Origin of the sequence: Bacillus sp. Brlt_9, from assembly GCF_051948935.1 — a bacterium.
Taxonomy (GTDB): Bacteria; Bacillota; Bacilli; order Bacillales; family Bacillaceae_G; genus Bacillus_A.
The window spans coordinates 284,092-311,025 of the sequence record NZ_JAYJLO010000001.1 but is presented as its reverse complement, the minus strand read 5'-3'; the positions used below and the strand labels follow the sequence as shown (position 1 = coordinate 311,025).

The 26,934-nt window shown below is 35.3% G+C and carries 29 protein-coding genes, 1 riboswitch and 2 other annotated features; of the genes, 8 read left to right on the top strand and 21 right to left on the bottom strand.

From position 1 onward, the window contains the following. Positions 1-29: 29 nt before the first annotated feature. From VF726_RS01695 to VF726_RS01685, 3 genes are all read left to right on the top strand, one after another. Positions 30-650, top strand: a complete 621-nt coding sequence (locus VF726_RS01695) for a DUF47 domain-containing protein (RefSeq protein ID WP_000231446.1) — start codon at positions 30-32, stop codon at positions 648-650. 11 nt (positions 651-661) lie between these two features. Next, entirely contained in the window at positions 662-1,660 is a 999-nt protein-coding gene (locus VF726_RS01690; RefSeq protein ID WP_429604986.1) for an inorganic phosphate transporter, read from the top strand. Between the two features lie 117 nt (positions 1,661-1,777). After that, a complete protein-coding gene (locus VF726_RS01685; RefSeq protein WP_000455763.1) occupies positions 1,778-2,578 on the top strand; it encodes a sulfite exporter TauE/SafE family protein in 801 nt (266 codons plus the stop codon). Between the two features lie 296 nt (positions 2,579-2,874). Here the strand turns inward: VF726_RS01685 and VF726_RS01680 are convergent, their stop codons facing one another. After that, positions 2,875-3,102: a hypothetical protein gene (locus VF726_RS01680; RefSeq protein ID WP_000882907.1), complete on the bottom strand. Its 228-nt coding sequence runs from the start codon at positions 3,100-3,102 to the stop codon at positions 2,875-2,877. A gap of 169 nt (positions 3,103-3,271) precedes the next feature. Here VF726_RS01680 and VF726_RS01675 point away from each other — a divergent pair, with 169 nt between their 5' ends. Then, positions 3,272-3,784 carry a Crp/Fnr family transcriptional regulator gene (locus VF726_RS01675; protein WP_440165385.1) on the top strand — a complete coding sequence of 171 codons (513 nt, stop codon included), beginning with the start codon at positions 3,272-3,274 and terminating at the stop codon, positions 3,782-3,784. A gap of 31 nt (positions 3,785-3,815) precedes the next feature. On the opposite strand, the gene hmpA is transcribed toward VF726_RS01675, so the two are convergent. From hmpA to VF726_RS01660, 3 genes are all read right to left on the bottom strand, one after another. Further along, positions 3,816-5,024 (bottom strand): NO-inducible flavohemoprotein, encoded by a 1,209-nt coding sequence (gene hmpA, locus VF726_RS01670; protein WP_440165383.1) that lies wholly within the window; start codon positions 5,022-5,024, stop codon positions 3,816-3,818. A gap of 159 nt (positions 5,025-5,183) precedes the next feature. Continuing rightward, entirely contained in the window at positions 5,184-5,702 is a 519-nt protein-coding gene (locus tag VF726_RS01665; RefSeq protein WP_440165381.1) for a hypothetical protein, read from the bottom strand. A gap of 114 nt (positions 5,703-5,816) precedes the next feature. After that, on the bottom strand, positions 5,817-6,914 hold the full coding sequence (locus VF726_RS01660) for a site-2 protease family protein (protein ID WP_440165379.1): 1,098 nt from the start codon (positions 6,912-6,914) through the stop codon (positions 5,817-5,819). A 150-nt stretch (positions 6,915-7,064) separates the two neighbouring features. On the opposite strand from VF726_RS01660, the gene VF726_RS01655 reads away from it, so the two are divergent. Continuing rightward, on the top strand, positions 7,065-7,262 hold the full coding sequence (locus VF726_RS01655) for a hypothetical protein (RefSeq protein WP_001053354.1): 198 nt from the start codon (positions 7,065-7,067) through the stop codon (positions 7,260-7,262). Positions 7,263-7,368: 106 nt separating this feature from the next. Here VF726_RS01655 and VF726_RS01650 read toward each other — a convergent pair whose 3' ends face one another. Then, positions 7,369-8,220 (bottom strand): hypothetical protein, encoded by an 852-nt coding sequence (locus tag VF726_RS01650; protein WP_440165377.1) that lies wholly within the window; start codon positions 8,218-8,220, stop codon positions 7,369-7,371. Positions 8,221-8,328: 108 nt separating this feature from the next. Between VF726_RS01650 and VF726_RS01645 the strand changes: the two genes are divergently transcribed. Then, positions 8,329-9,105 (top strand): class I SAM-dependent methyltransferase, encoded by a 777-nt coding sequence (locus VF726_RS01645; protein ID WP_440165374.1) that lies wholly within the window; start codon positions 8,329-8,331, stop codon positions 9,103-9,105. 39 nt (positions 9,106-9,144) lie between these two features. Here VF726_RS01645 and VF726_RS01640 read toward each other — a convergent pair whose 3' ends face one another. Further along, entirely contained in the window at positions 9,145-9,354 is a 210-nt protein-coding gene (locus VF726_RS01640) for a hypothetical protein (RefSeq protein WP_088095727.1), read from the bottom strand. A gap of 272 nt (positions 9,355-9,626) precedes the next feature. After that, positions 9,627-9,884, top strand: a binding site (T-box leader). 57 nt (positions 9,885-9,941) lie between these two features. Here VF726_RS01640 and brnQ3 point away from each other — a divergent pair. Beyond that, positions 9,942-11,297, top strand: coding sequence for a branched-chain amino acid transport system II carrier protein BrnQ3 (gene brnQ3, locus VF726_RS01635; protein ID WP_440165372.1), 1,356 nt, complete (start codon positions 9,942-9,944; stop codon positions 11,295-11,297). A gap of 24 nt (positions 11,298-11,321) precedes the next feature. Here the strand turns inward: brnQ3 and VF726_RS01630 are convergent, their stop codons facing one another. From VF726_RS01630 to gltP, 9 genes are all read right to left on the bottom strand, one after another. Beyond that, positions 11,322-11,660, bottom strand: coding sequence for a DUF3922 domain-containing protein (locus VF726_RS01630; protein WP_440166677.1), 339 nt, complete (start codon positions 11,658-11,660; stop codon positions 11,322-11,324). Between the two features lie 67 nt (positions 11,661-11,727). Further along, positions 11,728-12,360 carry a response regulator gene (locus VF726_RS01625; RefSeq protein WP_000598709.1) on the bottom strand — a complete coding sequence of 211 codons (633 nt, stop codon included), beginning with the start codon at positions 12,358-12,360 and terminating at the stop codon, positions 11,728-11,730. Continuing rightward, positions 12,357-13,412, bottom strand: a complete 1,056-nt coding sequence (locus VF726_RS01620; RefSeq protein WP_440165369.1) for a histidine kinase — start codon at positions 13,410-13,412, stop codon at positions 12,357-12,359. The genes VF726_RS01625 and VF726_RS01620 overlap by 4 nt, the downstream gene beginning before the upstream one ends. Further along, positions 13,412-14,152 (bottom strand): cell wall-active antibiotics response protein LiaF, encoded by a 741-nt coding sequence (gene liaF, locus VF726_RS01615; RefSeq protein ID WP_440165367.1) that lies wholly within the window; start codon positions 14,150-14,152, stop codon positions 13,412-13,414. Before liaF ends, VF726_RS01620 begins: the two co-directional genes overlap by 1 nt. A 106-nt stretch (positions 14,153-14,258) precedes the next feature. Then, positions 14,259-14,921 (bottom strand): PspA/IM30 family protein, encoded by a 663-nt coding sequence (locus VF726_RS01610; RefSeq protein ID WP_000814127.1) that lies wholly within the window; start codon positions 14,919-14,921, stop codon positions 14,259-14,261. A gap of 51 nt (positions 14,922-14,972) precedes the next feature. Continuing rightward, positions 14,973-15,329 carry a lmo0954 family membrane protein gene (locus VF726_RS01605; RefSeq protein WP_048370510.1) on the bottom strand — a complete coding sequence of 119 codons (357 nt, stop codon included), beginning with the start codon at positions 15,327-15,329 and terminating at the stop codon, positions 14,973-14,975. A gap of 228 nt (positions 15,330-15,557) precedes the next feature. Next, positions 15,558-16,874, bottom strand: a complete 1,317-nt coding sequence (locus VF726_RS01600) for a Na+/H+ antiporter NhaC family protein (protein WP_440166675.1) — start codon at positions 16,872-16,874, stop codon at positions 15,558-15,560. Positions 16,875-16,968: 94 nt separating this feature from the next. Continuing rightward, positions 16,969-17,074: riboswitch (SAM riboswitch) on the bottom strand. Between the two features lie 120 nt (positions 17,075-17,194). Further along, positions 17,195-17,713, bottom strand: a complete 519-nt coding sequence (locus VF726_RS01595; RefSeq protein WP_440165364.1) for a DUF402 domain-containing protein — start codon at positions 17,711-17,713, stop codon at positions 17,195-17,197. A gap of 67 nt (positions 17,714-17,780) precedes the next feature. Then, positions 17,781-19,052 carry a glutamate/aspartate:proton symporter GltP gene (gltP, locus tag VF726_RS01590; protein ID WP_440165362.1) on the bottom strand — a complete coding sequence of 424 codons (1,272 nt, stop codon included), beginning with the start codon at positions 19,050-19,052 and terminating at the stop codon, positions 17,781-17,783. Between the two features lie 496 nt (positions 19,053-19,548). Here gltP and VF726_RS01585 point away from each other — a divergent pair, with 496 nt between their 5' ends. After that, positions 19,549-20,820, top strand: a complete 1,272-nt coding sequence (locus VF726_RS01585; RefSeq protein WP_000726096.1) for a murein hydrolase activator EnvC family protein — start codon at positions 19,549-19,551, stop codon at positions 20,818-20,820. Positions 20,821-21,111: 291 nt separating this feature from the next. Here VF726_RS01585 and VF726_RS01580 read toward each other — a convergent pair whose 3' ends face one another. From VF726_RS01580 to VF726_RS01555, 6 genes are all read right to left on the bottom strand, one after another. Continuing rightward, the gene (locus VF726_RS01580; RefSeq protein WP_142286629.1) at positions 21,112-22,467 is read right to left on the bottom strand and encodes a sodium-dependent transporter; all 1,356 of its coding nucleotides are present in this window, start codon (positions 22,465-22,467) and stop codon (positions 21,112-21,114) included. A 111-nt stretch (positions 22,468-22,578) separates the two neighbouring features. After that, positions 22,579-22,827, bottom strand: a binding site (T-box leader). Positions 22,828-22,888: 61 nt separating this feature from the next. Then, positions 22,889-23,506: an NAD(P)-binding protein gene (locus tag VF726_RS01575; RefSeq protein WP_440165360.1), complete on the bottom strand. Its 618-nt coding sequence runs from the start codon at positions 23,504-23,506 to the stop codon at positions 22,889-22,891. Beyond that, positions 23,481-24,236, bottom strand: a complete 756-nt coding sequence (locus VF726_RS01570; protein WP_440165357.1) for a sirohydrochlorin chelatase — start codon at positions 24,234-24,236, stop codon at positions 23,481-23,483. Before VF726_RS01570 ends, VF726_RS01575 begins: the two co-directional genes overlap by 26 nt. Before the next feature lies 1 nt (position 24,237). Further along, positions 24,238-25,014, bottom strand: a complete 777-nt coding sequence (gene cobA / locus VF726_RS01565; RefSeq protein WP_440165355.1) for a uroporphyrinogen-III C-methyltransferase — start codon at positions 25,012-25,014, stop codon at positions 24,238-24,240. Positions 25,015-25,099: 85 nt separating this feature from the next. After that, the gene (locus VF726_RS01560) at positions 25,100-25,300 is read right to left on the bottom strand and encodes a DUF3906 family protein (protein WP_071757530.1); all 201 of its coding nucleotides are present in this window, start codon (positions 25,298-25,300) and stop codon (positions 25,100-25,102) included. A gap of 10 nt (positions 25,301-25,310) precedes the next feature. Next, complete coding sequence (locus VF726_RS01555; protein ID WP_440165352.1) at positions 25,311-26,933, bottom strand: nitrite/sulfite reductase; 1,623 nt, start codon at positions 26,931-26,933, stop codon at positions 25,311-25,313. Position 26,934: the final 1 nt, after the last annotated feature.

Genomic DNA, 26,934 nt, shown 5'->3' with positions numbered 1-26,934 from the left:
ATATATTACTTTTGTGGGGGTAACTAATAATGGTCTTTAAATCAAAAAAAGATAAATTTTCTGAAATGTTAATGAATGTTTCCGAAAATTTAAAAGAAGGCGCGCAGTTTTTCGTGGAGTATAAAATTAAAAATGCTAGCGATTTAAAAGAGTTTTCTATGCGCATGAAAGAGTATGAGTCAAAAGGTGACTCATTTATTCACGAAATCATTATGGAGCTAAACAAAGCGTTTATTACTCCTATTGAACGTGAGGACATCCTACAACTTGCAATGAGTATGGATGATGTATTAGACGGATTAGATCATAGTGCTGGTCTATTCGAAATGTATTCTATTACAGAAGCTGATGAATACATGATTAAATTCGTTGAAGCAATTAATCAATGTGCGATTGAGATTGCGAATTCTGTTGAACTACTGTCTAAAAAGAAGTTAGTCGACATTCGTACGAACGCGATTAAGATTAAGGATTATGAATCACAATGTGATGATATTCGCCGTCATGCGATTAAGCACTTATTCTCTCGTGAGAAAGATCCGATTAAGATTATTCAATACAAAGAGATTTACGAAGAACTTGAAGAAGTAGCGGATAGCTGCCAAAGCGTTGCAAACGTATTAGAAACAATTATTATGAAGAACGCGTAAGGAGTTTGATCATGGATACACTCTTGATACTGACCGTTTTAGTAGTCATTTGCGCTTTAGCTTTTGACTTTATCAATGGATTTCACGATACAGCAAACGCTATTGCAACGGCTGTTTCAACGAAAGCTCTAAAGCCTAGACATGCAATTATTATGGCAGCTATTATGAACTTTTTAGGTGCGATGACATTTACAGGTGTAGCAAAAACGATTACAAAAGATATCGTTGATCCATTTGCTTTACCAAATGGTTCTCTTGTAATTTTAGCTGCTTTACTTGCGGCAATAGCTTGGAATTTAATTACTTGGTACTACGGTATTCCAAGTAGTTCTTCGCATGCAATTATTGGCTCAATCGCAGGTGCAGCTATCGCTGCTGCCGGTATTAGCTCATTAAATCTTAAAGGGTTCATAAAAATTCTTGAAGCTTTAATCATTTCACCGATTATCGCTTTTGTTATCGGTTATACCGTATACAGTATTTTTAAAGTCGTCTTTAAAAACTTTAACTTAACGAAAACGAATAAAAACTTCCGTATATTCCAGATCTTCACTGCCGCATTACAAGCTTATACACACGGTACAAACGATGCGCAAAAAGCAATGGGAATCATTACGATGGCTCTTATGGCCAATAACTATCATACTTCTAGCGACATCCCGTTCTGGGTACAATTATCTTGTGCAATCGCAATGGGTCTTGGTACTTCTGTCGGTGGATGGAAAATTATTAAAACTGTCGGTGGACAAATTATGAAAATTCGTCCTGTAAATGGGGTAGCTGCCGATTTATCATCATCACTTGTTATTTTCGGTGCAACATTCATTCATTTACCAGTTAGTACGACGCACGTTATCTCTTCTTCTATTTTAGGGGTTGGTGCTTCTCATCGTGTAAAAGGTGTAAAATGGGGAACAGCAAAACGCATGTTAATTACATGGGTTATCACGCTTCCTATTTCAGCTTCTTTAGCTGCTTTATTTTACTCTTTATTACACTTAATCTTTTAATTAAAAGTCGTCTTCCTTATTTTTCTAGGAAGACGACTTTTTTGTGAACATACCTTTTTCTTATTAAAAAGCGTGTATAATAATTGGTGGATAAGTTATATAGAGGAGTTGGCAATTTTGGAATACATCATGTTACTTTTCATCGGGTTAATCGCCGGGACAGTCGGGAGTCTAGTCGGGCTTGGTGGCGGAATTATTATTGTTCCGTTATTAATCGGATTACACAGTCTATCACCACAACTTGCAGTAGGAACTTCAATGGTAACAGTCGTTTTTACAGGACTATCTTCCACCCTTACTTATATGAAACATAAACGAGTAGATTACAAAAGTGGACTTATTTTATTTATCGGGAGTGGGCCTGGTGGTATCATCGGCTCGTGGGCAAATAAATTTTTAAACCAAGATACATTTTCTTTATATTTTGGGATTTTCCTTATTTTCGTCTCCATTCTTCTTATGTTACGAGACAAATTAAACCCTCTTTCTTTATCAAATATGACGGTAATTAAGCGTTCTTTTACAGATAACGAAGGAAACACTGTACACTATCAATTTCCACCGCTTCTCGCTATCTTTATCGCCTTTATAGTTGGTTTTATATCTGGGTTATTTGGAATTGGGGGCGGTGCCTTACTTGTTCCAGCAATGATGCTACTTTTTGCATTCCCAGCACACATTGCTGTAGCAACTTCGATGTTTATCGTATTTCTATCAGCAATTGTAAGTTCGGCAACTCACATCTCTCTTGGAAATGTCAGCTGGATTTACGCATTAATTCTTATTCCTGGTGCATGGATTGGCGGAAAAATCGGGGCTTATATTAATACAAAATTAAGTGGTAAAGCTGTAATTAATTTATTACGTATCACATTAATTATTCTCGGAACTAGATTAATTATTACTTCTTTTCTATAACGCGTTCTTTTTAGAATGCGTTTTTTTCTTATACACATGAATATAAAAATCCTCCTAAGAGAACGAATAAAATTAAACAAACAGATAATAGCATATAATTGGAAATATGTACTTTCTTCACGTTGACCACTCCTATAACTGCGACTGTTATCTTTATGATAGCGAAAAAATGGTTTACTTGCAGTTACAAAGTGCTAACAATGCAAAATCATTTATTACAAATTTTATCCTTATATTTCATTTCTTTGTATATTCTATCGATTTAATAAAAAAAAGATGTCATATTGACATCTTTTTTAATGAAGAAGTGACCATCCCATAAAATCCTCATGTACTTGGCACGCCCTCTTATCGTTTCGATCATATAATTCAGCATAACTATCTGTTTCTTCATCATAAGCCATCGTATAAATAATTTGGCCGTCTACTTCAACGGATAATACGACTCCACCTTTCATCTCTTCTACATGAATGATAGCATTCGCCGGAATTCTCATATCCGTCATTTTTATCGCATCTAACAATATACTAAACCCCCTACAGCGTATTCATTGCTAGTACTATTACACACTAAATAGTATACTACTGTAATAGCATATATTTCGTCAATGAAATTGCTGTTTAAAAGCATATTGTCTTTATACATATACGCTAAAATAAAAGAAATATAAATGTTTAAATGGGGGGCTAACATTGATTCTACACAAAGGAGATGTACTATTCCGTCAAGGCGAGGACGGTCCTTTATATTTTATAAAAACAGGTTTATTAAAAGTAGTACGGATAGAAGAAGATGGAACACCATTTTTATTCAACATTATCGTTCCAGGTGAAACGATACCTCACCATTCTTTAATTTCACCGAAGGAATATCACGGTACAGCAATCGCTTTAATGAAAACAGAAGTTGAACCTATAATTAGTAATGAATGGTACGATCAACTTCAGGCAAATCCTGCATCATATGCAAATATTGCTATGCAACTTCAATCAAAATTAAGAATGATGCAGCAACGTATCGATCAATTGACAACTGTCTCTCCGAAAGAACGTCTTCATCGTTTACAAGAATGGTTCACACTATATTTAGGTGACATTCCTATATATGAAATATTAACACAAACTGAAATTGGTCAACTCATAGGTATACGCCGTGAAACTGTAAATCGGCTGTTACGAGAACAATTAAAAAACGAGGTAAAATAATACCTCGTTTTTTGCTTATTTCAAACCTCATCTATTGTAAGCTTGCTGCTGGACCGAAAAACTCATAATGAATATGCTCTTGTTTCACACCTAAATTAGTTAGTGCAGCATTTATATGTTTCATAAATGGTACCGGACCACAGAAATAAAACTCTGCTTCAGTTGTTGGAATAATCGTTTGTAACCATTCAGCTTCAATGAAACCTTCTTTATCAAAGTTCTTCATTTCCAAATCTGTTTCAGTTGGCGCAGAATAGCAAGTATACGCTTTAACTTGTTCGTATTCATTATCTACTGCCTCAACGTGTTCTTTCATTGCATGTGTATTACTATTTATCGCTGCATGAACAAAACATACATTACGTTTTGAATCTTGTTCAATTAACGTATTTAGCATACTCATCATTGGTGTAATACCTACTCCACCACTAATTAGTACAACTGGTAATGTTGAATCCATATTTAATACGAAATCTCCTGCTGGTGCACTTACTGGTAATATATCGCCTTCTTTTACATGATCATGTAAGTAGTTAGATACTTTACCATCCGGTGTATCTACACCTTTTTCTTTCTTTACACTAATACGATAATATTCTTTTCCAGGGGCATCTGATAAGCTATATTGACGATTATGTGTATATGTTTCACCTTCGATATTTATTTGAACCGTTACATATTGTCCTGGGATGAATAAAGAAACTTTCCCTCCATCTTCAGGTTTTAAATAAAATGACGTAATAACATCGCTTTCCTTCACTTTTTTAACAACTACAAAGTTACGGAAATCTTTCCATCCGCCCTCTTTATGTGCCGCTTCTTCATACATCTCTGCTTCAATGCTAATGAATGCATCAGCGATGACACCGTAAGCTTCTCCCCATGCGTTTAACACTTCATCAGGTGCACCTGCGACCTCTTTAATTGCACGTAGTAAACATGTACCTACAATCGGATAATGCTCTGCTTTAATACCTAAACTTCTATGCTTATGACCAATTTGTTTTACAACCGGAATAATAACTTCTAAATTATCAATATACGTTGCAGCTGCATAAACAGCATTCGCTAACGCTTGTTGTTGTCTTCCCTTTTTCTGATTTGTATGGTTGAAAATATTCAATAACTCCGGATGTTCCGAAAATAAAATTTCATAAAATCTCGTTGTAATTTCAACGCCTTTTTCTTGTAATAATGGTACTGTTGACTTTACGATTTCAATTGTTTTTTCACTTAACATTGTATCCCACTCCTCTATTTCCTTAACTGTTTTTAGTTTAACTGAATTGTATAGTACATATTGTGATTTTAATCACTATTAACACTGTGTTTTTGTGAATAATCTATGAACATTGCACTTGCAAAAGAAAATAAGCCAACTAGAATTCTAGCTAGCTTATTATTTGGACTCTATAGCTTGTTCAATTACCCTTATATCTTTCCCATCTCCAAACTCTGTATACCCCCAGATGTTCGTTTCACCTCTATACTTATTTACGATAATATCTAAGTCATGATATACACGGTGTGCATAAACTACATACTCAATATTTTGAAGTTCCACACCTTTTTTTACAATTTCATAGCTTCTATTTACATCACGTTTTATTTTTTCATTCTTTATTTCTGTATGTATACTTTTTAAAGACGATTCTTGTTGTTGAAACCATTGTTTAAATTGGTTCCAGTCCCCTTCTGTATAATTCTCTGCTTTACCATAATTTAAGAAATTATTATAACTTTCATGTGTCATACGAATAAAATCAAGCACTTTTGTCTCTTCTTGTACATCTTCTACTTGAGCTATTGTATTTACCTCAGCAGGCTTATTCGCATAATGTAACAACACTTTCATGAGACTATAACTTGCAATGATCATTACGATAATAATCCCAAATACACGTAACAATTTCTTCATATACAGAACTCCTTCTCTACTAAAGATATTACAATGTATGACTATACTTGTAACATTCTCTCGTAGAAATATAATTCCTGTATAAATCTTTCACATCATTTCGACAATATTTTTCTATACATTTCTCGTTGGCAAATGTTCTTGTAAAACAATATACCCTTCATAAGCTGCGTAACCGAGTATAGCCATTAATCCGATATAACAAGCAAATACCGTCCATTTCGTTTTCGTATCCACTTTGTAATAGTTTTCCTGTTGTCTCTTTTCTGCTTCCCATTCCTGTAATTTTCTTTCTGACATTTCAAATGCTTCTCTTATATGAATTGTATGGGTTTCTTTTTCATCTTCATATGGGACGTAATCAAGTGGCTCAAACTTTGGTAAAAGATACTCTAACACCTCAATCTTTTGAAGTTCTCCTGTTTTTAATTCTTTCTCTCCCTCTTTTTGCCTTAATATATTTATTTCATGTTGCATCATATATATATTTCGATGCACCGCACCTGTTTCTTTTAACTCCTCTTCAAGCCTTGCAACATAGTCTTTCATTCCATCAATTCTATATCCTAACTCCTTAATTGGCTCATCTCTCTTTATTACTCTATATAATTCCATACAGCCGATAATAAAAATAAACCCTCCCAAAATACTTTTAAAGTAAATGGAATAACCGAGCAATACAATAAGGCCCGCTCCCCAAATCTTTGTACTTACAACTGAAATAATTCTTCCACCATCCAATGGAGAAACTGGAATCAAGTTAAAGAAGTTAATCATACTTCCAAGTAAAATAATTAATGCCCAAAATGGCTCTTTCGTTATTATATAAAGTGGGATTGCAGGTAAAAATGATAACAATCCGAAAAGAGGTCCCATATAAGCGATATAAGCTTCATCTTTTGCATTTTTCGGCATCTCTTTCATCCCAATAAGAGCACCCATAAATGGAATAAATATTGCTGGCGATGTTGGTATACCTTTTCTTTTCGCAGCCCATAGATGGCCCATTTCATGAATAAACAACAAATAAATGAGCGCCACCCCAAATTTCCAACCATATATAACTGCGTATGCACCAAGTGATAGAAACATACTAAATACCGTTGAAAACTTTGCTAGTTTAAAAATTGCAAATACCCACTTTAACTTAGAAAGTAAAAATAGCCCTATTGCAACAATAATTCCCCATAATCCTTTTTTATTATTTTTCATATTCCTCTCCTTTATCTCTCATGAATGAATCATATTAATTAATCAAAACTATTCTTTTCTCTATTATGACATATTTTTTTCTATTGTTAGAAACAATGTTTAATTAATCCATTTTTAGCCAAAAATATAAATAAAAGGAGGTGTTCGCAAATGAATTTACAATCTCTCATAATAGGCGCTCTATCGTTTTTAGCTTCAACTCTTATTTTTTATACCGTTAGTTACGTATTATTATTAGATTTGTTGCCCAATCACGTATTTATTGCCCTTATCATCCTTTCCGCTCTTATGATTTCTTTTCTTATTACACGAAAATCAATGAATGAGCCATCTGCAAAAGTAAAATAATAGAGAGGGGATTTTCCCCTCTCTATTATCATTTCCTAGGAAAGGTCATATAGACTTTACGAATTCACATACATCCCAATCCATAAGGGTTAATTAAAGTTTCACTTTATCTTTGTAAATCCATTTTTTCACCATACTCTTTAACAATTTGAATGATATTTTGAAAAACACCTATTTTTTCTTTTTTACTATTTAATATTTTTAAATCATAATTTTCATAATATGTTTCTAATGAATTTAATTGTGATTCTGAAGCACCTTTTACCGGAACAGTAGCATGTAATTCATACTGTTTATACCCTTCCTTTACCTTCTCACCTGAAATTTCTTCACTCTCTTTTGCTCCAATTAATTTTTGAACTTTTTCCGGATAAATGACTTGCAAATAATATTCTTGTTCCTTCTCTAACTTGTTGTATAGTGATTGTGAAATCGTATACCGTACCGTATAATTCACTTTTTGATCTCCTGCTTTAATATGAAACGCGGTAATCTGCAAATCTTTTTTTGTTACTTCCGTTAAAGGACCTACCTGCTTCGCATCTTCTGTTTGTTCTGAAACATTTGGAAATATAGCCAAAAGCTTTTCCGTATCTTTTTTATTCAGCATATACATAGCTTTCTTATGTTGTATCCAACCTCGTCTATCTTCTCCTCTTAGCCATGCATAATACGTTTCTTTCTTCCCATCTCTACTAATTTGTATTTCATATTCAGGTTCACCAAAGCTCCCTGTTATTTCTTGTTTCTCCGCTTTATCCATAATGTCTACTACTAACTTCGCTTCTGATTCCTGTAATTTTTTCTCTTTATGTTTTTTTTGTATAACAGTTACCCCTATTGTTTCTTTCACTTCATTCACCGTCTCTTCTACTTTTTCTGTTTCTTTTTTTGGCTCAGTTTGACTACAAGATGCTAGTAACATAGCAAGTACTAACAATACATATTTCCTTTTCAATTTAATCCTCCCTTTACAATAAGAAATCCTTATAATCTTCATACAAAAAACAAAAACGTGACACACTATAAAATACGCTATACTAAGCATTGAAAGGAGGTCTTTTTCATGTCTATTAATTTTCACGATGCAAACAATAAATACACATACGCACAGCGAAACGCCCATATTTCTTGGGGAGAAATGATAAAAAGTATTACAAATATACAAAACAAGCAAATAATTGATATCGGCTGTGGTGGCGGAATTTATACGAAAGAACTTGCTCTTATGGGAGCAAAAAGTGTTGTTGGGCTGGATTTTTCCAAAGAAATATTACAAGCTGCAAAAGAAAATTGTAGCGCTTTTTCAAACATTTCATTCATTCACGGCGACGCACATAGCGTCCCCTATCCTAATGATACATTCGACATTGTTATTTCGCGCGCAGTTATTCATCATTTACAAGACATTCCTACATTTCTACGTGAAGCTTCTCGTATATTAAAGAAAAACGGTGTACTCATTGTACAAGACCGAACTATTGAAGATTGCATAATTCCAGGAAGCCCCGAACACATTCGTGGATATTTTTTCTCTATCTTTCCAAAACTTATTGAAATTGAATCAAAAAGACGTCCAAAAACCACCACGATACAACAAGAATTACAAAAATATTTTCTTCACGTGTTCCCCACTCAAACACAATGGGAAGTACGAAAAATACATGATTCTGTAGAAGCATTGCTACAAGATTTATCACCTCGAACAGGTCGATCCATTCTATACGAATTAACAGATCATGAACTTTCTCAACTTCTACAACAGATCCAGATCGCATTACAAAACACCTCTCCTATAATTGAAAGGGATCGGTGGACAATTTGGAGTGCCATGAAATTGTAAGGAAGGAAGCCTCACAAAATAATGTGAGGCTTCCTTCTTTCATAATCTACTTTTGCAACACTCTTGATATCCTCCACTTCTGGCCTGTGCACTTCCACACTTCGGACATACTAAATATCTAGACTGATTTGTCAACAAACTACCTTTTTGAAAGAGTAAAACTTCTGCTTGTTTAAACGAACGTGAATAATATAACCACATAAAACCAATTATAGCAATAATGCCAAATAATACTCCCATCGCAAGCATTTCAGTCACCTCTTTTGGTTTGTTCTTTCCAGCAAGTGGATTGATGTATTATTCTCTGTAAATTCAAACAATACCTTCTTTACTCCTGTAAATATCAACTTTCTCTATAAACTTTACAATTCTCTACAAAATTTTACTCCCTTTTTACAATTCACCATTCCTTTTACTACAACGAATATCACATTCGACATTTCCGCATATAAATATATCTTTCAAAAAAAATATTGACTTTCAAAAAAAAACATGCAACAATACTGTCAGAATACTTGAATAAAAATTCATTGACGAGAACGAGTACGTTATAGGACTGTCCCCAGAGAGTTGGCGATTTGCTGAAAGCCAACGTTCAGTGCGTAGCGGAAAATCATCTCCGAGAAGTAGAACCGAATGTTACAGTAAGTTCTTACCGGCTGTCCCCCGTTACAAGGAACACGTATCATGTTGTACGTTGTAAAGCCGTATACATATAGACTCGTTTCTACATGTATAAATTAGGGTGGTATCGCGGGTAAATATAACTCGTCCCTTTCTTTAGGGACGAGTTTTTTGTGTTCTTACAAATGAATTTAAAAAAAGGAGGAAAAACGATGAACACTGTATCAAAAAAACATATTTTTTTCACGGGTCTTATGCTATTTTCTTTATTTTTTGGGGCAGGTAATTTAATTTTCCCTCCCATGCTTGGACAAAATGCAGGTGAAAACTTTTGGCCGGCAATGATTGGATTTTTACTAACAGGAGTCGGTTTACCATTATTAACTGTTATTGCAATTTCTTTATCAGGAAACGGTATGCAACAACTCGCAAGTCATGTTCACCCATTATTCGGAATTTTCTTTACTGTAGTTGTATACATCGCAATAGGTCCTTCTATGGGAATTCCACGCGTTGCAAATGTCGCTTATGAAATGGGTGTTAGTTCTTTCTTACCAGAAACAATTCGCTCTAGTAACCTAGCACTCTTTTTATACACGGTCATCTTCTTCGCTATCGTATTTTGGCTTAGTTTAAATCCATCTAAACTTGTCGATCGCATCGGAAGTATATTAACACCTATTTTATTACTCTCTATTTTCTTATTATTTGTTAAAAGTGTATTTACACCACTCGGGCAATCAGGACCCGCAATGCAAGAGTATCAAACTTCTCCAATCTTCAAAGGCTTTATGGAAGGATACTTAACGATGGATACCATTTCTGCGCTTGCATTTGGAATTATCGTAGTAAATACCATTCGTTCTAAAGGTGTGAAGGATCGTAAATCGATTGCCATCGCAACAGCGAAAGCAGGACTTATTGCCGCTACTGGTCTCGTACTTGTATATGGTGCACTTGGCTGGCTTGGTGCAACTAGCGTCTCTCTCGGATATGCAAAAAATGGCGGACAATTACTTACTGTTATCGTACAGCAATTATTCGGTCCATACGGTTTGCTTCTATTATCTCTAATCGTTACACTCGCTTGTTTAACGACATGTGTTGGACTTGTATCTGCATGTAGTCAATATTTCTCAACATTATTGACTACATTTTCATACAAAACGTTCGCTAGCATCATTTGTGCATTAGGATTATTAGTTGCCAACTTAGGTTTAACAAAAATTATTGCTATCTCTGTTCCAATTCTACTTGTCGTATATCCAATTGCGATTGTACTCGTTCTACTATCGTTACTTCATAAATATTTCGGTGGATATCGCTCTGTTTATGTAGGTACTTTAATTGGAGCAGCAGTGGTGAGCGTATTTGATGGATTAAAACAAGGTGGTATTTCAGTTTCATTTATCACACCATATTTTGAATTCATCCCTTTATATAAGGAAGGAATCGGCTGGTTAATACCAGCATTAGCCGGAGCTCTTATCGGCCTTATAATCGCTAAGCTAAGCGGTGCGAAAAAAGTGCCCTTACTAACCGAATCTCATGAAGTAAAAGCATCCTAAAAAAACTCCCAAAAGGGAGTTTTTTTACATTTGATAGGCAGTATGATTAAAACTGCTTATTTTATACACTTTCGTATAATAGTCGATATTTGTATCCACTGTTTCTACTTTGACAACATCGTAGCAATCTTCTTGTTTCACTAAAAATAAATAGTACTCTTCTGTCGCCTCGACAATTGCAATTTTATCTGTTTCAACATCATATTGTTCACAAAGCGCTTGTAATGCGTTCACATAATCCCCTAATTTTTTAGACTTATCCATGCCAAATATCGTTTGAACTAACATACACTCTCTCCCCTTTGTATGTACTGTTAACAACTCAATGATAACGCTTACATTTATTGGCGTCAATAATAAGATTTGGAATCCCAATTGGTGCAAACTAATAATCAGTGGGATACCCCCCACTGATTAAAGTTTCACTTTATCATTTCGTCAATTGATGTCTAAACGCATAAATAACCGCCTGTGTCCGGTCACTTACATTTAGCTTATTTAATATATTACTCACATGTGTCTTTACTGTTTTGAGGGCAATAAATAATTCATCCGCAATCTCTTGATTACTTTTCCCCTCTGCAATTAATAACAAAATTTCAGACTCTCTTTCTGTTAACTCCTCATGCAAAGGTTGTTCTTTCTTCTGACGCATACGAGACATCATTTTACCAGTAACTTTTGGCTCTAATACCGTTTCTCCATCATAAGTAGCTCGTACAGCGTCTGCTATATCACTCGCTCTTGATGTTTTTAATAAATAACTTGTCGCTCCGGCCTCAATAACAGGATACAATTTCTCATCATCTAAAAAGCTCGTTACAACTACAATTTTCGCTTCTGGCCATTCCTGAATAATTGCGCGTGTTGCTTCAACCCCATCCATTTCGTCCATGACAAGGTCCATCAAAATAATATCTGGTCTTAATTGCAAAGCTAACTCTGAACCTTTTCTTCCATTTTCAGCTTCTCCAACTACTTCAATATCTGGCTGCGTTGATAAATATGCCGATACACCCATTCGAACCATTTCATGATCATCAACTAGTAATACTTTTATCATGACTCTCCCCCTCTCTCAATTATAATCGGTACTTTCACTTCTATTTGTGTACCTTTATTTGGAAAACTAAGCACTTTTAATGTACCACCAATTTCATGAACTCGCTCTTGCATTGATCTTAATCCGTACGAACCAGCTTTATTAACCCCTACTTTAAAACCGACACCATCATCAATAATTTTCAATATTGCATATTGCTCAATTTTGCGTAGACGTACTTCCGTTTTCTTTGCCTTCGCATGCCGTAAAGTATTAGACAGCGCCTCTTGTACAATACGGAATAAGTGATCTTCTACACCTTTTTTTAATTGAATTGGTTCAATTAACCATTCAATTTTCATATGTTGCTTTCTAGACAGTTCTGTTAATAATTCTTCTATACCCTCTGTTAGTTTCTTACCTTCTAACTGCACTGGGCGTAAATGAAGAAGCAATGCTCTCATTTCTGATTGTGCATTTACAACCATATTTTCAACGAGCTGCAACTGCTTTTTCGTCGTTTCTGGAAATGCAGCTACTTGTTCATTAATAGCCGACATCATCATCGACATTGCAAAAAGCTGCTGACTTACAGAATCATGCAGCTCCCTCGCCAATCGATGCCTTTCCTGGGAAATCGCCTCTTGTCTCATCTCTTCATTCCAATGAGCTCGTTCATTCGTTACTTTTTGAAAGAGTCCAGCTTGCTCCTCTAATCGACGGGCAAGAACGATTACTTTTCGTTCCACTTCATGAAATTCATCATCTGCAGTAAACGAAACATCGCTTGGAAAATTCCCTCGCTCTACTTCAAATAAAAACGTATTTAATCCTTGTATACGCTGCTCTATATAGTAACCAATTGCATATCCTACAATTCCCCCGATAAGTAAACTTGTAGTCATAATAAACAAGCCAATTGGAACAGAAGCGATGGATTCTTTCCATAATAAATCATACACTTGTTGCTCGCTCTTCCATACATATACAATTGTACAAATGAGTGCGATACTAACAGAGGACAACATAGAATAACGAATATACATCCACGAAATATTTTTTTGTTTCTTCATTATACTTTCCTCACTTCCGTATCGCCTACGACAAGCGAAGAAATAATTTTAATACGACGAGGAGCCTCTTTATACTGCTCTGTTCTAAATGTAACATTACGGTTAAACCCTGTCTCCTCATGTCCTGGCAAGAGCACCCGTCCGACAATAACAGAATGATTTAAAGACAGTTCAATATCATATGGCACATATAAACGAATATTACCAACGACACCCCGAATAACAATTACCGTTTCTCCTTCTGGAATCATAGCAGTTGTTAAATCTATTTCCACATCACAAGCACCATATTGAACATTAATATCCTCAAGTTCATAAATATGATCCATCATTCGTACATTACCGACAAACATATTTTTCAAATATGTTTCTGTACGATATATTTGCTTCTCTTCGTCTATAATCCCTTTTTCTTTAATTTCAATCTTCATTTCCTTTTGCTTATGTCCTTGTTGAATCAATTGATAACCAATTAAAGCTAAACAAGCGAATACGACAAGAACAAATGCTGCTGATGAGAATAAGAAGAATAAAAATACGATACCACCAACAAATAAAAATACATTTCCCCGTACATAACGATTCTTTTTACGATAATGCCTTCCAAACATAAGCATAATAAATGCAAAAATGAGACCACCTGGTTCAAAATGTCCAAGTATCATATCAAGAAAAAGACCGAATCCAAATATGATGAGGAGCATCCCCATTAATTGTGTTTTTGAAAAATGTTTCTTCATTTCAGCTCCCCCCTTCTTGTCACATATACATAGAAGAAAAGGCATTGCTTTCCAACACCTTTTCTCCTATCACTATATCATAAGCCTGTTTTATAATATACTACTATTATTTTGTTAACTCTTTCGTTAACGATACATCATTCTTTTCCTTCATTTCACGCTCAAGCTTTGCAATCTTCATATCAAATGTATCACGTTCATGCTCCTCATTCATACGAGTTTCTAAGTCGCGGATATGATCTTCAATTTCTTCAAAGCGTAAGAACGGATTATTCTCATCCATTTTATGCATAGCAGTATTCATACGACGATTTGCATGTGCCATATTTTCACGTGCCATTAATTCCATACGTTTCGCGTGCATTTCTTTTAATTTATTTTTCATCTCAGAAAGACGACGCTCCAACTCATCAATTTGCTCTACAACACCTGCATACATTTCTTCTAATCGAGTTACTTGCCCTTCATAATACGCTACTTCTTCTAACGCACGCTCATGTAGTTGTAATTCGCCTGCTTCTTGAGCAATGATAGCTTGCTTTGATCTTTTATTAACGAAATAACGTGCTTGCTCAAGCTCACGAGCAAAATTTGATTTTAATGTTTTATGGCGCTCAATTAACTTTTCAATTTTTGTTATTTCACGCTCACTATCGCGTAAATATTGATTTAACATCGCTATTGGATTTTTTCTTTCTTTCTCATCTAACACATTATGAAAATCTGCTAAAATTGCATCGCGTACACGTCCGAATAAAGATTGTTTCATTATAATCTTCCTCTCTTCTACCTTATAAATTTGATTTTTATTAGTTTTTCATTAGTTTTTCATTAACTTGTTCCACTCATCTTCAAAGTTGCTATATGGTTTAGAACTTTCTGGTGCAGAATCAACAACTACATTTTTTTCTTTTTTCCACTCACGGTATCCGTAGTATAAAACTACTAATGCTGCGATACCGATTAATGCTGGGGAGTGCGAAAGTGCAATGGATAAACCGATTAAACCAACAATACCCCAAGCTAACTTTCCAAAAAATGATTGTGCTCGCACAAATGATTTATAGCTCCAGTACACAACTCCTGCTCCGATTGCGAATCCTACAATACCAGCAAGACTACCAAGAGCAATTAAAGCCAAAATACCGGCCGCGATAAACGCTAGAAATTGTTTCATCTTGTGCTTGCCTCCCTTCGATTTGATACTCTTATCTTAACTATTTTTTCATTTTTCCATAACGAGCTTAAGAACCGTTTTCGACTCAGACTTAAGACCGAGTTGCATTCAGCCTTTTGTAAAAACATACGGTAGGATAGGATGTTTCACTCTTTTATCGCACATAAAAAGCCGTACAGAGAACATTCTCTGTACGGCTTTCGTTACTATTCATAAACTTCATTTTACTTATGCTGTTTTATGATACTCTTTCTTTCCCGCTACTTTAGAAAACCTCGGGAAACCAATTAATATAGAAATGATTCCACATACTCCAACTAAAATCGGATAAAATGCATATGGTAACAATTCAATCGGAGATAACGCTGCAAATCCTGCTGCAGTTAACATTTGCGCACCATACGGAATTAATCCTTGCACACAACATGAGAAAAGATCTAATACACTCGCTGATTTACGAGGATCAATTTCATATTGGTCTGCAATGTTTTTCGCAAGCGGACCTGTAAAGATAATAGAAATCGTATTATTCGCTGTACACATATTCGTCATACCTACTAAACCAGCAATACCGAACTCCGCTCCTTTTTTTGAACGAATGTTACGAGTTAAAATATTCATTAAATATTGAATACCACCATTATATTGAATCAGTTCGACCATACCACCAATTAAAATAGCAAGTAATACTAACTCCATCATACCGCCCATTCCAGTCGTTACACTTTTAAAGAAACTCTCTAACGTGTAGCTACCATCTAAAAGACCGATAACGCCGGATAGTACAGTTCCACCAGTTAACACAATAAGTACATTCCAACCTAGTAGCGCTGTAATAAGTACTCCTGCATACGGTAAAATCTTTATCCAGTCAAAGCTATGCGCTTTAATCTGCGTGTCGCTTCCTAAAGTAATGATTACTAATAGTACAATTGTAATAATAGCTGCAGGTAATACAATTAAAAAGTTCGTTTTAAACTTATCTTTCATTTCTGTTCCTTGCGAGCGTACAGCTGCAATTGTTGTATCTGAAATAAATGATAAATTATCACCAAACATTGCCCCGCCAACAACTGTCGCCATCGTAAGTGCAATTGAGATATCAGTTTGCCCACTAATACCTACAGCAATTGGTGCTAATGCAGCAATTGTTCCCATTGAAGTTCCCATCGCTAATGAAATAAATGCCCCTATAACAAAAATTCCAGCTACGATAAATCCTTGCGGTAAAATTGATAACGCTAAGTTAACTGTAGAATCAACGCCGCCCATCCCTTTTGCTGTTTCAGAGAACGCTCCTGCCAGTACAAAAATTAAAACCATAATCATAATATCTGGATTCCCTGCACCTTTAGCAAATCGTTCCACTTTTACATTAAAGCTTTCTTTACGATTCATTGCTAAAGCGACTCCTACAGCAATTGAAATCGCTATAAGTATCGGCAATTTATAGAAATCACCTGTAATAATTCCAGAACCAATAAATAGTGCCAAAAATATTCCAAGCGGTAATAAAGCTAAACCATTTCCTCTCGTTTCTTTCAAAGTATCATCTCTCCCTAGTTTTAAACCTTTTCTACTGAACAACAAAAGACCTCTTCCAACGAGAAGAGGTCTTATACATCTATAAGAAACGCTCTTCTCATCTTTCAAGCACATGCTTGCTGGATTTGGCACAGCACTCTGAAATCGAGTCCGCTGCCGAGGCATCGTAGGGCCAGTCCCTCCGCCTCTCTTTATAAGAAGGTTTCATATTTATTTTTTAATAATAATTTCTTCCCTAACTTTACTCGCTTACAAAACAAAAGTCAATTATTTTTTGTATAGATTTTTTTGGTAATTATGCAAAAATTTGAATACAATAATCATTTTAACTTTTTGATTTCTTCTTCCAATATTGAAATCCAATAAAATTCACTATTGTTTATTGCAGCTATTATCCATTTCGTAGTGCACCAAGCTAAATCATACTCTTCTTTTGTAACATCGCCACTTTTATAGGCATCCTCTAACTCATCTTCATCTAGTACATACATCTTACCGTTCGGTAATAACACTACATCTAAATATAAATCATCAAAATACGGTAAACCACGGTCATCAATTTTATATTCTTTCGCCACATCGATATAATATTGCACTAATTCTTTTTGATCATCTAACATGGCTGTAATCGCAAAGTTTTTCCCGTTTATGAAATATTGAATCCACGTATACTGATCCCCTGCAATACAAAGTTCTTTCCCATCATATTCTTTATAACTAGGTTCGCTAACCTTTTTTATTTCCAGTATTCCTAGCATTCCCTCTTCTATTTGCTTAACCGTATAATCTTTCTCTATTAGTCGCTTCCACGAAGAACCGTCACCATATTTACGTTTCATTACGTCCGCTCCCCTTCTATATAGAAAAGCCCCCACATATTATGTGAGAGCTTGTTCAAATTATAATTTAAGCTGCTTGTTTATTAGAAATCTCTTCCAAATAAGCTTGTCCTTTTTCAGCATCATACTGACCTTCCCACTTAGACATAACTACAGCTGCTAAAGAGTTACCTACAACGTTAACTGCTGTACGAGCCATATCTAAAATACGGTCAATACCGGCGATGAAGGCTAAACCTTCAGCTGGAATACCTACTGTACCAAGTGTCGCTAATAATACAACGAATGATACGCCCGGTACACCCGCGATACCTTTTGATGTAACCATTAATACAAGTAATAATGTAATTTGTTGTGTAATAGATAAATCAATACCGTACATTTGCGCTAAGAAAATAGCCGCAATTGCTTGATATAAAGTTGATCCATCTAAGTTAAATGAATAACCTGTCGGAATAACGAAAGATGTAATTGCTTTCGGACAACCGAACTTTTCCATTTTCTCCATAATTTTCGGTAAAACTGTTTCTGAACTTGCTGTTGAATACGCTAAGATCAGTTCGTCTTTTAAAATTTTAAAGAATTGGAAAATGTTAATTCCAAATATTTTCGCTGTAAGTCCCAATACAACTACAACGAAGAAAATCATTGCCCCGTATACTACAATTAGTAATTTCCCTAACGGAATTAATGAAGCTAAACCGAATGTAGATACTGTAACACCAATTAATGCGAATACACCAAATGGTGCAAATTTCATAACTTGGTTCGTTACGTAAAACATTGCATCAGCTACACCTTGGAAAAATTGAAGAACCGGTCTTCCTCTTTCCCCAATTGCTGCTACACCTAAACCAAATAATACAGAGAAGAAGATAATAGCAAGCATATCTCCGTCAGCTAATGACTTCACAATGTTCGTTGGAACAATATTTACAAATGTATCTGCAAATGAATGACTTTGCACTTGCTCTGTCGTATGTGTATATTTCGAAATATCTGTCTTTGTTAACTGCTCCATATTTACGCCTTTTCCTGGTTGGAAAATATTCGCAATTAATAGACCGACAATAATTGCAATTGTTGTAATTATTTCAAAGTAAATAATTGTTTTTCCGCCTAGTCGGCCTAATTTTTTTACATCGCCAACACCAGCAACCCCAACAACAATACTTGCTACAACAATCGGTACAACGATCATTTTAATTAATCGGATAAAAATATCACCAATTGGTTGTAAATAACTCACCACTGCCGGATTGCCAAAGAAAATCGCCCCAACTGCAATACCTAGCGCAAGACCAATTAATATTTGCCATGCAAGTCCTATTCTTTTCATATTTGTTGTAACCCCCTCTTCGATGTGTCACTCTATCTCTCATTCTATCTCTATAAAACTCGAAATTAAGAGTATTACATATTATTCGACAATTCACTACATTTTGTCCCTGTTAAAAATCATAAATCAAAAAATTAAATCTGACAACAAAATAAGTTTGCCCGGACGCAAATAATTTTCTTGACAAAAATAAAACCCATGTCAGAAAACCTAACATGAGAACGATTCCTCACCAGTGTTTTATTGGATTCCTAACTAATATTTCACTACATAAAATAAACTCACTTTTCCCTTTATTTTACAACAAAAAAACTAAAAATACATCCTTGTTACACAAATATAAAAAATGCATCGACAGTGAAATTTATCGTCGAAAGATGATAAATTCCGACAAAACTTAGCAATTTCATAAAATTTTCTTTACATTATGGTTACAACGATAGACACTCTTCTTCTTATGATATATAACATTCATAGGGAAAGGAGCCAGACAACCATGAAAAAGAAATTTGCAGCGTTCAGCGTTTTAGCAGCAGGAACAATTTTTGTTTCTCCGTTACTATCACCTGCATACGCTGAAACGAATCAAGATAAATTATCTAATATTCAATCTGAATTAGAAGGAAAACAAAATGACTTACAAAATAAATCAGCTGAAAAAGAACAAATAGAAAAGGAAATTCAAGAATTACAAAAGAAAATCGACGATTTAACTACTTCTATTAATAAAAACGAGGCTGAATTAAACGATACAAAAAAAGAAATTAGTAAAACACAACAAGTAATCGCTGAAAAAAAGAAACATATAGAGCAACTACAAACAAACATAGATACACGCCAAGAAGTTATTAAGCAACGTTTGCAATCTATGCAAGAAAAACCTCGTACCAATATCATTACAGAGGTATTAACAACTTCTACAAACATCGCTGATCTTGTTGATAATATGTACTCTGTTAGTTTAATTTTAAACAACGATACCGATATTGTGAAAAAACAAACAACTGACCAAAATGCTGTAACGAAAGAAAAAGAGGCTGTTGAGAAAAAAGAACAAGAATTAAAAGAAGCTGAACAGAAATTAGTTCAAAAACAACAAGAATTACAAACGAATCAGCAACAGCAGCAAACCTTTATTAGCGATCTACATACGAAAGTAGCAAAAGTAGATTCAGAGATTGAAGGATTAGAAGAATCTAAAGGTATTTTAGAAAATCAGCGTCAAGCTGTTCAAAAAGCAATTGAAGAAGAAAAACGCGCAGAAGAAGCTCGTAAAGCTGAGGAAGCCCGCAAGGCAGAAGAAGCTCGAAAACAAGCTACTACATCTGCTCAAAAAGCTCAAGCAGCTCCAACACCACACGATACAAATATCGGCGGCTTTATTAAACCAGCAGCTGGATCAAAAACTTCTGGGTTTGGCGTGCGTTCTATAGATAACCATAAAGGAATCGATATCGCAGCTTCAGGGACCGTTCCGATTATTGCCGCTGCTGATGGCGTTGTTATTCGCTCGGAATTATCTTCTAGTTATGGAAATGTTGTGTACTTATCTCACCGTATTAACGGAAAAACATACACAACAGTATATGCTCATATGAGTAGCCGTTCTGTATCAAATGGACAAACTGTAAAACAAGGAACTCAACTTGGATTTATGGGGAACACTGGTCAATCATACGGACAGCATTTACACTTCGAACTTCACCTTGGAGAATGGAACGTCGGCAAGACAAACGCAGTGGATCCATCTCCTTATATCGGATTATAGAAAAAAACTCGGTGCATACCGAGTTTTTTATTTCCACTCCACACAATATAGGCATTCCACATAGACAACAACTAAATGCCATATTTTACGGGGTGAATCATATGAATACACAATTACAGCAAAAAAATAGAAGAAGCTAGAGAAACTCACATTGGCCGGCTATTTACATTTGGCGGTTCAGCATTATTTTTAATCGGATCATTCCTCGCAGTCATCACAGCTTATAAAGCCTATAATCGCTTATTAAATACACCTACATAATAAAAAGACGGAGAAATCTCCGTCTTTTTATTATGCAAACATTTTAAATACGCCTATCGCATTTAAAAATACAATGATTACCGTTACTGGAATAACATAACGAAGTAAGAAGAACCAAATATTAAATAATGTTTTCCCTTTCGTTTCCGTAACTTCTAATTCTTTCATTAACATTTCTTTACTCATTTTATTTGGTACAAATAGCGAAATGGCTAGTACACCAAGCGGCAGTAATACGTTACTTACCGAGAAATCGACTAAATCAAAGAACGTTTTCCCAAATATCTTCACATCACTCATAATTCCAAACGATAGAGCTGACGGAATTCCAACTGCAAAAATAAGAATACCAATTAATAATGATGCTGACGGACGCTTTTTCTCATTATCTTTCGCAACAGATGCTACTACAATTTCAAGCATAGAAATCGCCGATGTTAACGTTGCAAAGAAGAATAAAACTAAAAACATAATAAAGAAAAATTGTCCAAATGGTATTTTCGCAAATACTGCTGGAAGGACAATAAACAGTAGTCCTGGTCCTTCAGTCGGCTTAACGCCTAATGCGAAAATCGCCGGGAAGATTGCTAATCCTGCAAGTACTGTAATAAAAACAGTTAAACTTACAATAGATGTTGCTGATTTAGCTAAATGCTCTTCTTTCTTCAGATATGAACTATACGTTACCATTACTGAGGCACCAACTGTTAACGAGAAGAACGATTGTCCCATCGCGTATAAAATTGTATCTGCTGTCAGCTTTGAAAAATCTGGTTTTAAGAAGAACTCTACCCCAGCAAAAGCACCATCCAGTGTTAACGCACGAACTATGATCGCAATAAATAAAATAAATAATAGCGGCATCATATACTTACTTGCTTTTTCTATCCCTTTCTCTACACCTTTACTTACAACAAAAATAGTGCAAAGCATAAAGATAAATTGTGCTCCAATCGCGCTAACTGGATTTGAAATCGTTTCACCAAACAATTGTCCATAATCAACAACACCATTCCAGAAGCTTCCTGTAACACTATAGTATAAATACAGTAAAATCCAGCCACCTACAACACTATAAAAAGATAGTACACTAAAACAAGTAACAACACCCATACGACCAATCCAAGGATATAACTTGCTATTTGGCACCAATACTTTATACGCTGTAACTGCCTCTTTTTGTGTACTACGTCCAATAACAAATTCAGCTAAAAGAAGCGGCATACCTATAAATAAAGTTAATAGTAAAAATACAAGGAAGAATGCGCCTCCCCCACCATTACCTGCAACATATGGAAATTTCCATATCGCACCAAGACCTACTGCGGCTCCGGCTGCTGCGAGTACAAAGCCTATTTTCGACGTCCATTGCTGTGTTTCTTTCATCATAAATTCTCCTTTTCTGAATATTTAAACTTTTATTAATTATACACTTTCATTTCATACTCGCACACCTCCTTTAGAAAATAAAAAAGTCCCCTACACGCAAATATGCATGTAGAGGACGATATATGTAATGTAAATACCGTGGTACCACCTCAATTGGATTGATAAATCCCACTTGTTCAAGTACAGGAAAAACTCCGATACTCTATCCTTTTAACGGCGGAACCCGGGTTGCCTACTACAATGTTCAACATACCTCTCGCAAGCCCATTCTGTATATTTTATCGTACCGGGCTCACACCTTACCCCAGCTCTCTGAACGTATCAAATATACATACTCTTCTTGCTCATCGATTTCATCTATTGAAGTTACTTGTGATTATAAATTATATTTTTATAGTTGTAAAGTACAATTTATTCATTATCCTATATGAACTCTTCTCTCTAATTCTTGTAAAAACAATTCTCTTTTTTGTTCATCTTGAACATATATCGACTTTAATACTTCTTGCAACAATATATTTCTCTGCTTTTTCTCTATTTGTAATTCTTTCACTTTTATTCTAACCTCGTATAAAAAATCAAGATATGATTCATACGCCACGTCATATTTATTTGCGATATCATCTCGAATTTTTTTTGCAAGTTTCGGACTCGCTCCTCCGGTAGAAACAGCTATATTAAGTAGCCCCCGATGAAATGCCGCCGGAAAATGAACATTTCCACTTTCCGGATTCGTAATAACATTTACCAACTGATTTTCTGCCGCATCTTCAGCAACCTTTTCATTCAATATGGCATCACTACTTGCTGCTACAACTAAAAAAGCACCATTAATATCACTTTTTTCATACTCCCTTTGATACCAACGAATTTTCTTTTCTTCTACAAGTTTCACTAAATTCGCATCCAATTCAGGACTGACCACAACTATATCTGCACCTTGTTTTAGTAAAGGAATGATTTTAAATCCTGCGACTTTCCCTCCACCAATGACAACAACACGTTTCTTCTCAACTCGCACTGTAAGTGGATACATATTGATCTCCCTTCAATAATTTCTTCGTTTTCTGAATTAACATATACTGAAACGCTTCATTCTTTCCTAAATACGGACTTATTTTTATCTCATCTAGCTCATATTGGAGCACTTCTTTTTCAATATGCTTCATAAGTAAACCTGTAAATAATAAGTAAGGCAGCACAACGATATTCTTTTCTTTTCGTTCTACAACTTCCTTTAACTTCTCCTCAAATTTCGGCTCGGCAGCCGCTAAATAACAAACTTCTACTTTCTTAATCTTTTCTTCCGTTTGAAATAAAGAAGCGATCCAGTTTATATCTCTTAATACTTCAGGATCACTGCTCCCTCTTGCAACGAGAAGTAACGTCACTTCATTCATATCTTCCTGTTCAATACCACTACCGTTATACACTGATTTTATAAGTGTTTCTGATACGCCAAATGGGTTACCATAGGTCACTTTAACATTCGAAAATTGATTATTTAACTTCTCCAATTCAAACGGGATATCTTTTTTCACATGACCTGCCGCTAATAAAAAAACTGGAATAACAATAATCTCTGTAGCACCACGCTTCACACATGTACGGAACCCTTCATCAATAGTTGGACTCGCTAACTCTAAAAAACAAATTTCTTGAATACTTGCCTCTACACGGTTCATGCATGACGTAATAAACGCAGCCGCTTCTTCTTTAGCTGCTTTCAAACGACTTCCATGACATATATATAAGATGGCTTTCATTTTATAACACTCCACTTACTTGATACGTACTCTCTGTCTGTTTCTCAAACCAATGGATTTTTTCTCTAAAACGGACCACTTCTCCAATTACAATCATGCTCGGATTTTGAATTTGTTCTTTTTTGGCAACATCTACAATTGTCCCTAACGTCCCAACAACTGTGCGCTGCATAGATGTCGTTCCTCGCTCAATAATAGCAGCAGGTGTACTTTTATCTTTTCCATGCTTCATCAGTTGTTCACATATGTAGGGTAAATTACTAACCCCCATATATACAGCTAAAGTCTCTACACCTTTCGCTAAATGTTCCCACTTCACTTCTTCTTCAGCATCTTCTTTCCTATGCCCTGTCACAATAGCAAAACTTGCACTTGCATCACGATGTGTCACCGGAATACCAGCATAAGCCGGAGCAGCTATTCCAGCTGAAATACCAGGAACAATTTCAAATGGTACCCCTTGCTTCGCTAACGCTTCAGCTTCTTCTCCCCCTCTACCAAATACAAATGGATCGCCGCCCTTAAGCCTCGTTACAACTTTTCCTTTCTTCGCATATTTAATAAGAAACGTGTTAATTGTCTCTTGCTTCATCATGTGATAATTTGGTAGTTTTCCGCAATAAATTAAATCCGCTTCAGGCTTTGCATAGGAAAGTAACTCTTTATTTACGAGACGGTCGTACAAAATAACATCTGCCTCCTTAATACATTTCAACCCTTTCACAGTAATTAAATCTGGATCACCAGGACCTGCACCAACGATATAAACCTTCCCCATCATCTCTCCTCATTTCTACTATTAAAATGAAACTTCCATCCTTATATACGAATGGAAGTTTTCATTATTTCGTATTACTTTTTCCTTACTCATGAATAACAAAAGCCGCCCCTTTTCGAATCTTCTTTTTTTCAAATAGGGAAATCTCCTTTACTTCTGGCAACGGTAAAAAATGCTTTTCAAGCTCCATCTCCGCGAGCTTAAATGCCTGTTCTTCACTTTGAGCAACGACAACAATCGGAACAATACTATTTATTAACACAGCTTCAAATCGATATAAATCCATATTGTCCCTCCTAAGACGCTATTAATTCTTCTAGTACGTTATTTAACGCTATTTGCAATGTATCTACACCGATACGACCGACAAAATCATAAAACGTTTCAGCTGGTAATTTATTCTCTTTGAAATAACTTATAAATGAAGCAAGTACATCAGGTAGATCCTCGCCATCTATTTTCCCTTTTAACTTTTGATTATAAGCACCACCATCTAATAACGTTCCACCTACATATATTTCAAATGCTTCAACAATTCCTTTCTCCTTCGTTTTCATTTTCACTCCTTGTAATCCAATATCAGCAATTTGACGTTGACCACATGAATTCGGGCACCCTACCATATGAATACGAACCGGAACATCGAGCGCAATTTGTGTATCTAAGTATTCGGCAATTTTCCGCAATCTTTCTTTCGTTTCTACTAAAGCAAGGTTGCAATATTCAATACCAGTACAAGAAACCGCATGACCAATAAATGATTTCGGACTTGCTGATATTGCTTCAAACAATGGCTCATTTAGTAAACCCGTCACATTTTCTGGCGGAACATTCGGAATAATAAAGTTTTGCGAATTACATGTACGAATCTGTCCATTTCCATACCGCTTAGCAATTTTTGCAATCTCAAACATTTCTTCTGCATGTAGACGTCCGACAGGCACATTAAAACCTACATATTTTAGTCCATCTTGTTTTTGATCTTGAACCCCATAAAAGTATCCAGCATTCCATCCTTTGACAGCACTTTCTCCTTTACTTTGCAATGGTCCTGTATACTCTATTAGTTTCTCTTTAAATTTCTCTGCTCCCCAGTCTGCAACAAGAAATTTCAAACGAGCTAAATGACGTTTTTCGCGATATCCAAAATCACGGAATATCGTAGCAATCGCAATCGATACCGCCTTCACTTCTTCCGGTAAAACGAATACATCTAATTCATCAGCTAAATATGGACGAGCTGATAATCCACCGCCTACTTTTATATGAAAACCAACTTTTTTCTCACCATCTATTTCTTTCGTTGCAGGTGTAAATGCAACACAGTTAATCTCTGCGTTTGCTGAATTATAAATGTTAGAACTAATAGACATTTTAAATTTACGTGGTAAGTTAGAAAACTCTTCATTATGTTGGAAATAGTCATATACCTCTTTCACAATACCAGTTGTATCAAACAGTTCATTTGCATCAATGCCAGCAAGCGGATTTCCTGTAATATTACGCGTTATATCACCACACGCTCCAGCTGAAGATAACCCAACTCTTGCTAACCTTTTAAAAATATCTGGAATTTGATGAATTTCTAACCAATGAAACTGAATCGCCTGTCTTGTCGTAATATCTATTACGTCACGCCCATAATCCTCAGCGATAGAAGCAAGCACTTCTGCCTGTGCATTCGTAATAATCCCTGAAGGAATATTTACACGCATCATAAAATATCCAGCTTCTTTCGGTCTTTGTAAATACAACCCTGCCCATTTGAATGCGTCCCACTCTTCTTTCGGAATAGATTCGAAGCCATTCTCTGCATAGTAAGGAATATCATTAAAGATTTCCAATCCATCTTTTTTTAATTTATTTTTCTCAGTTTGATTTAATTTTTCATTGTTAGACCATACTTTTTCATAACTCATT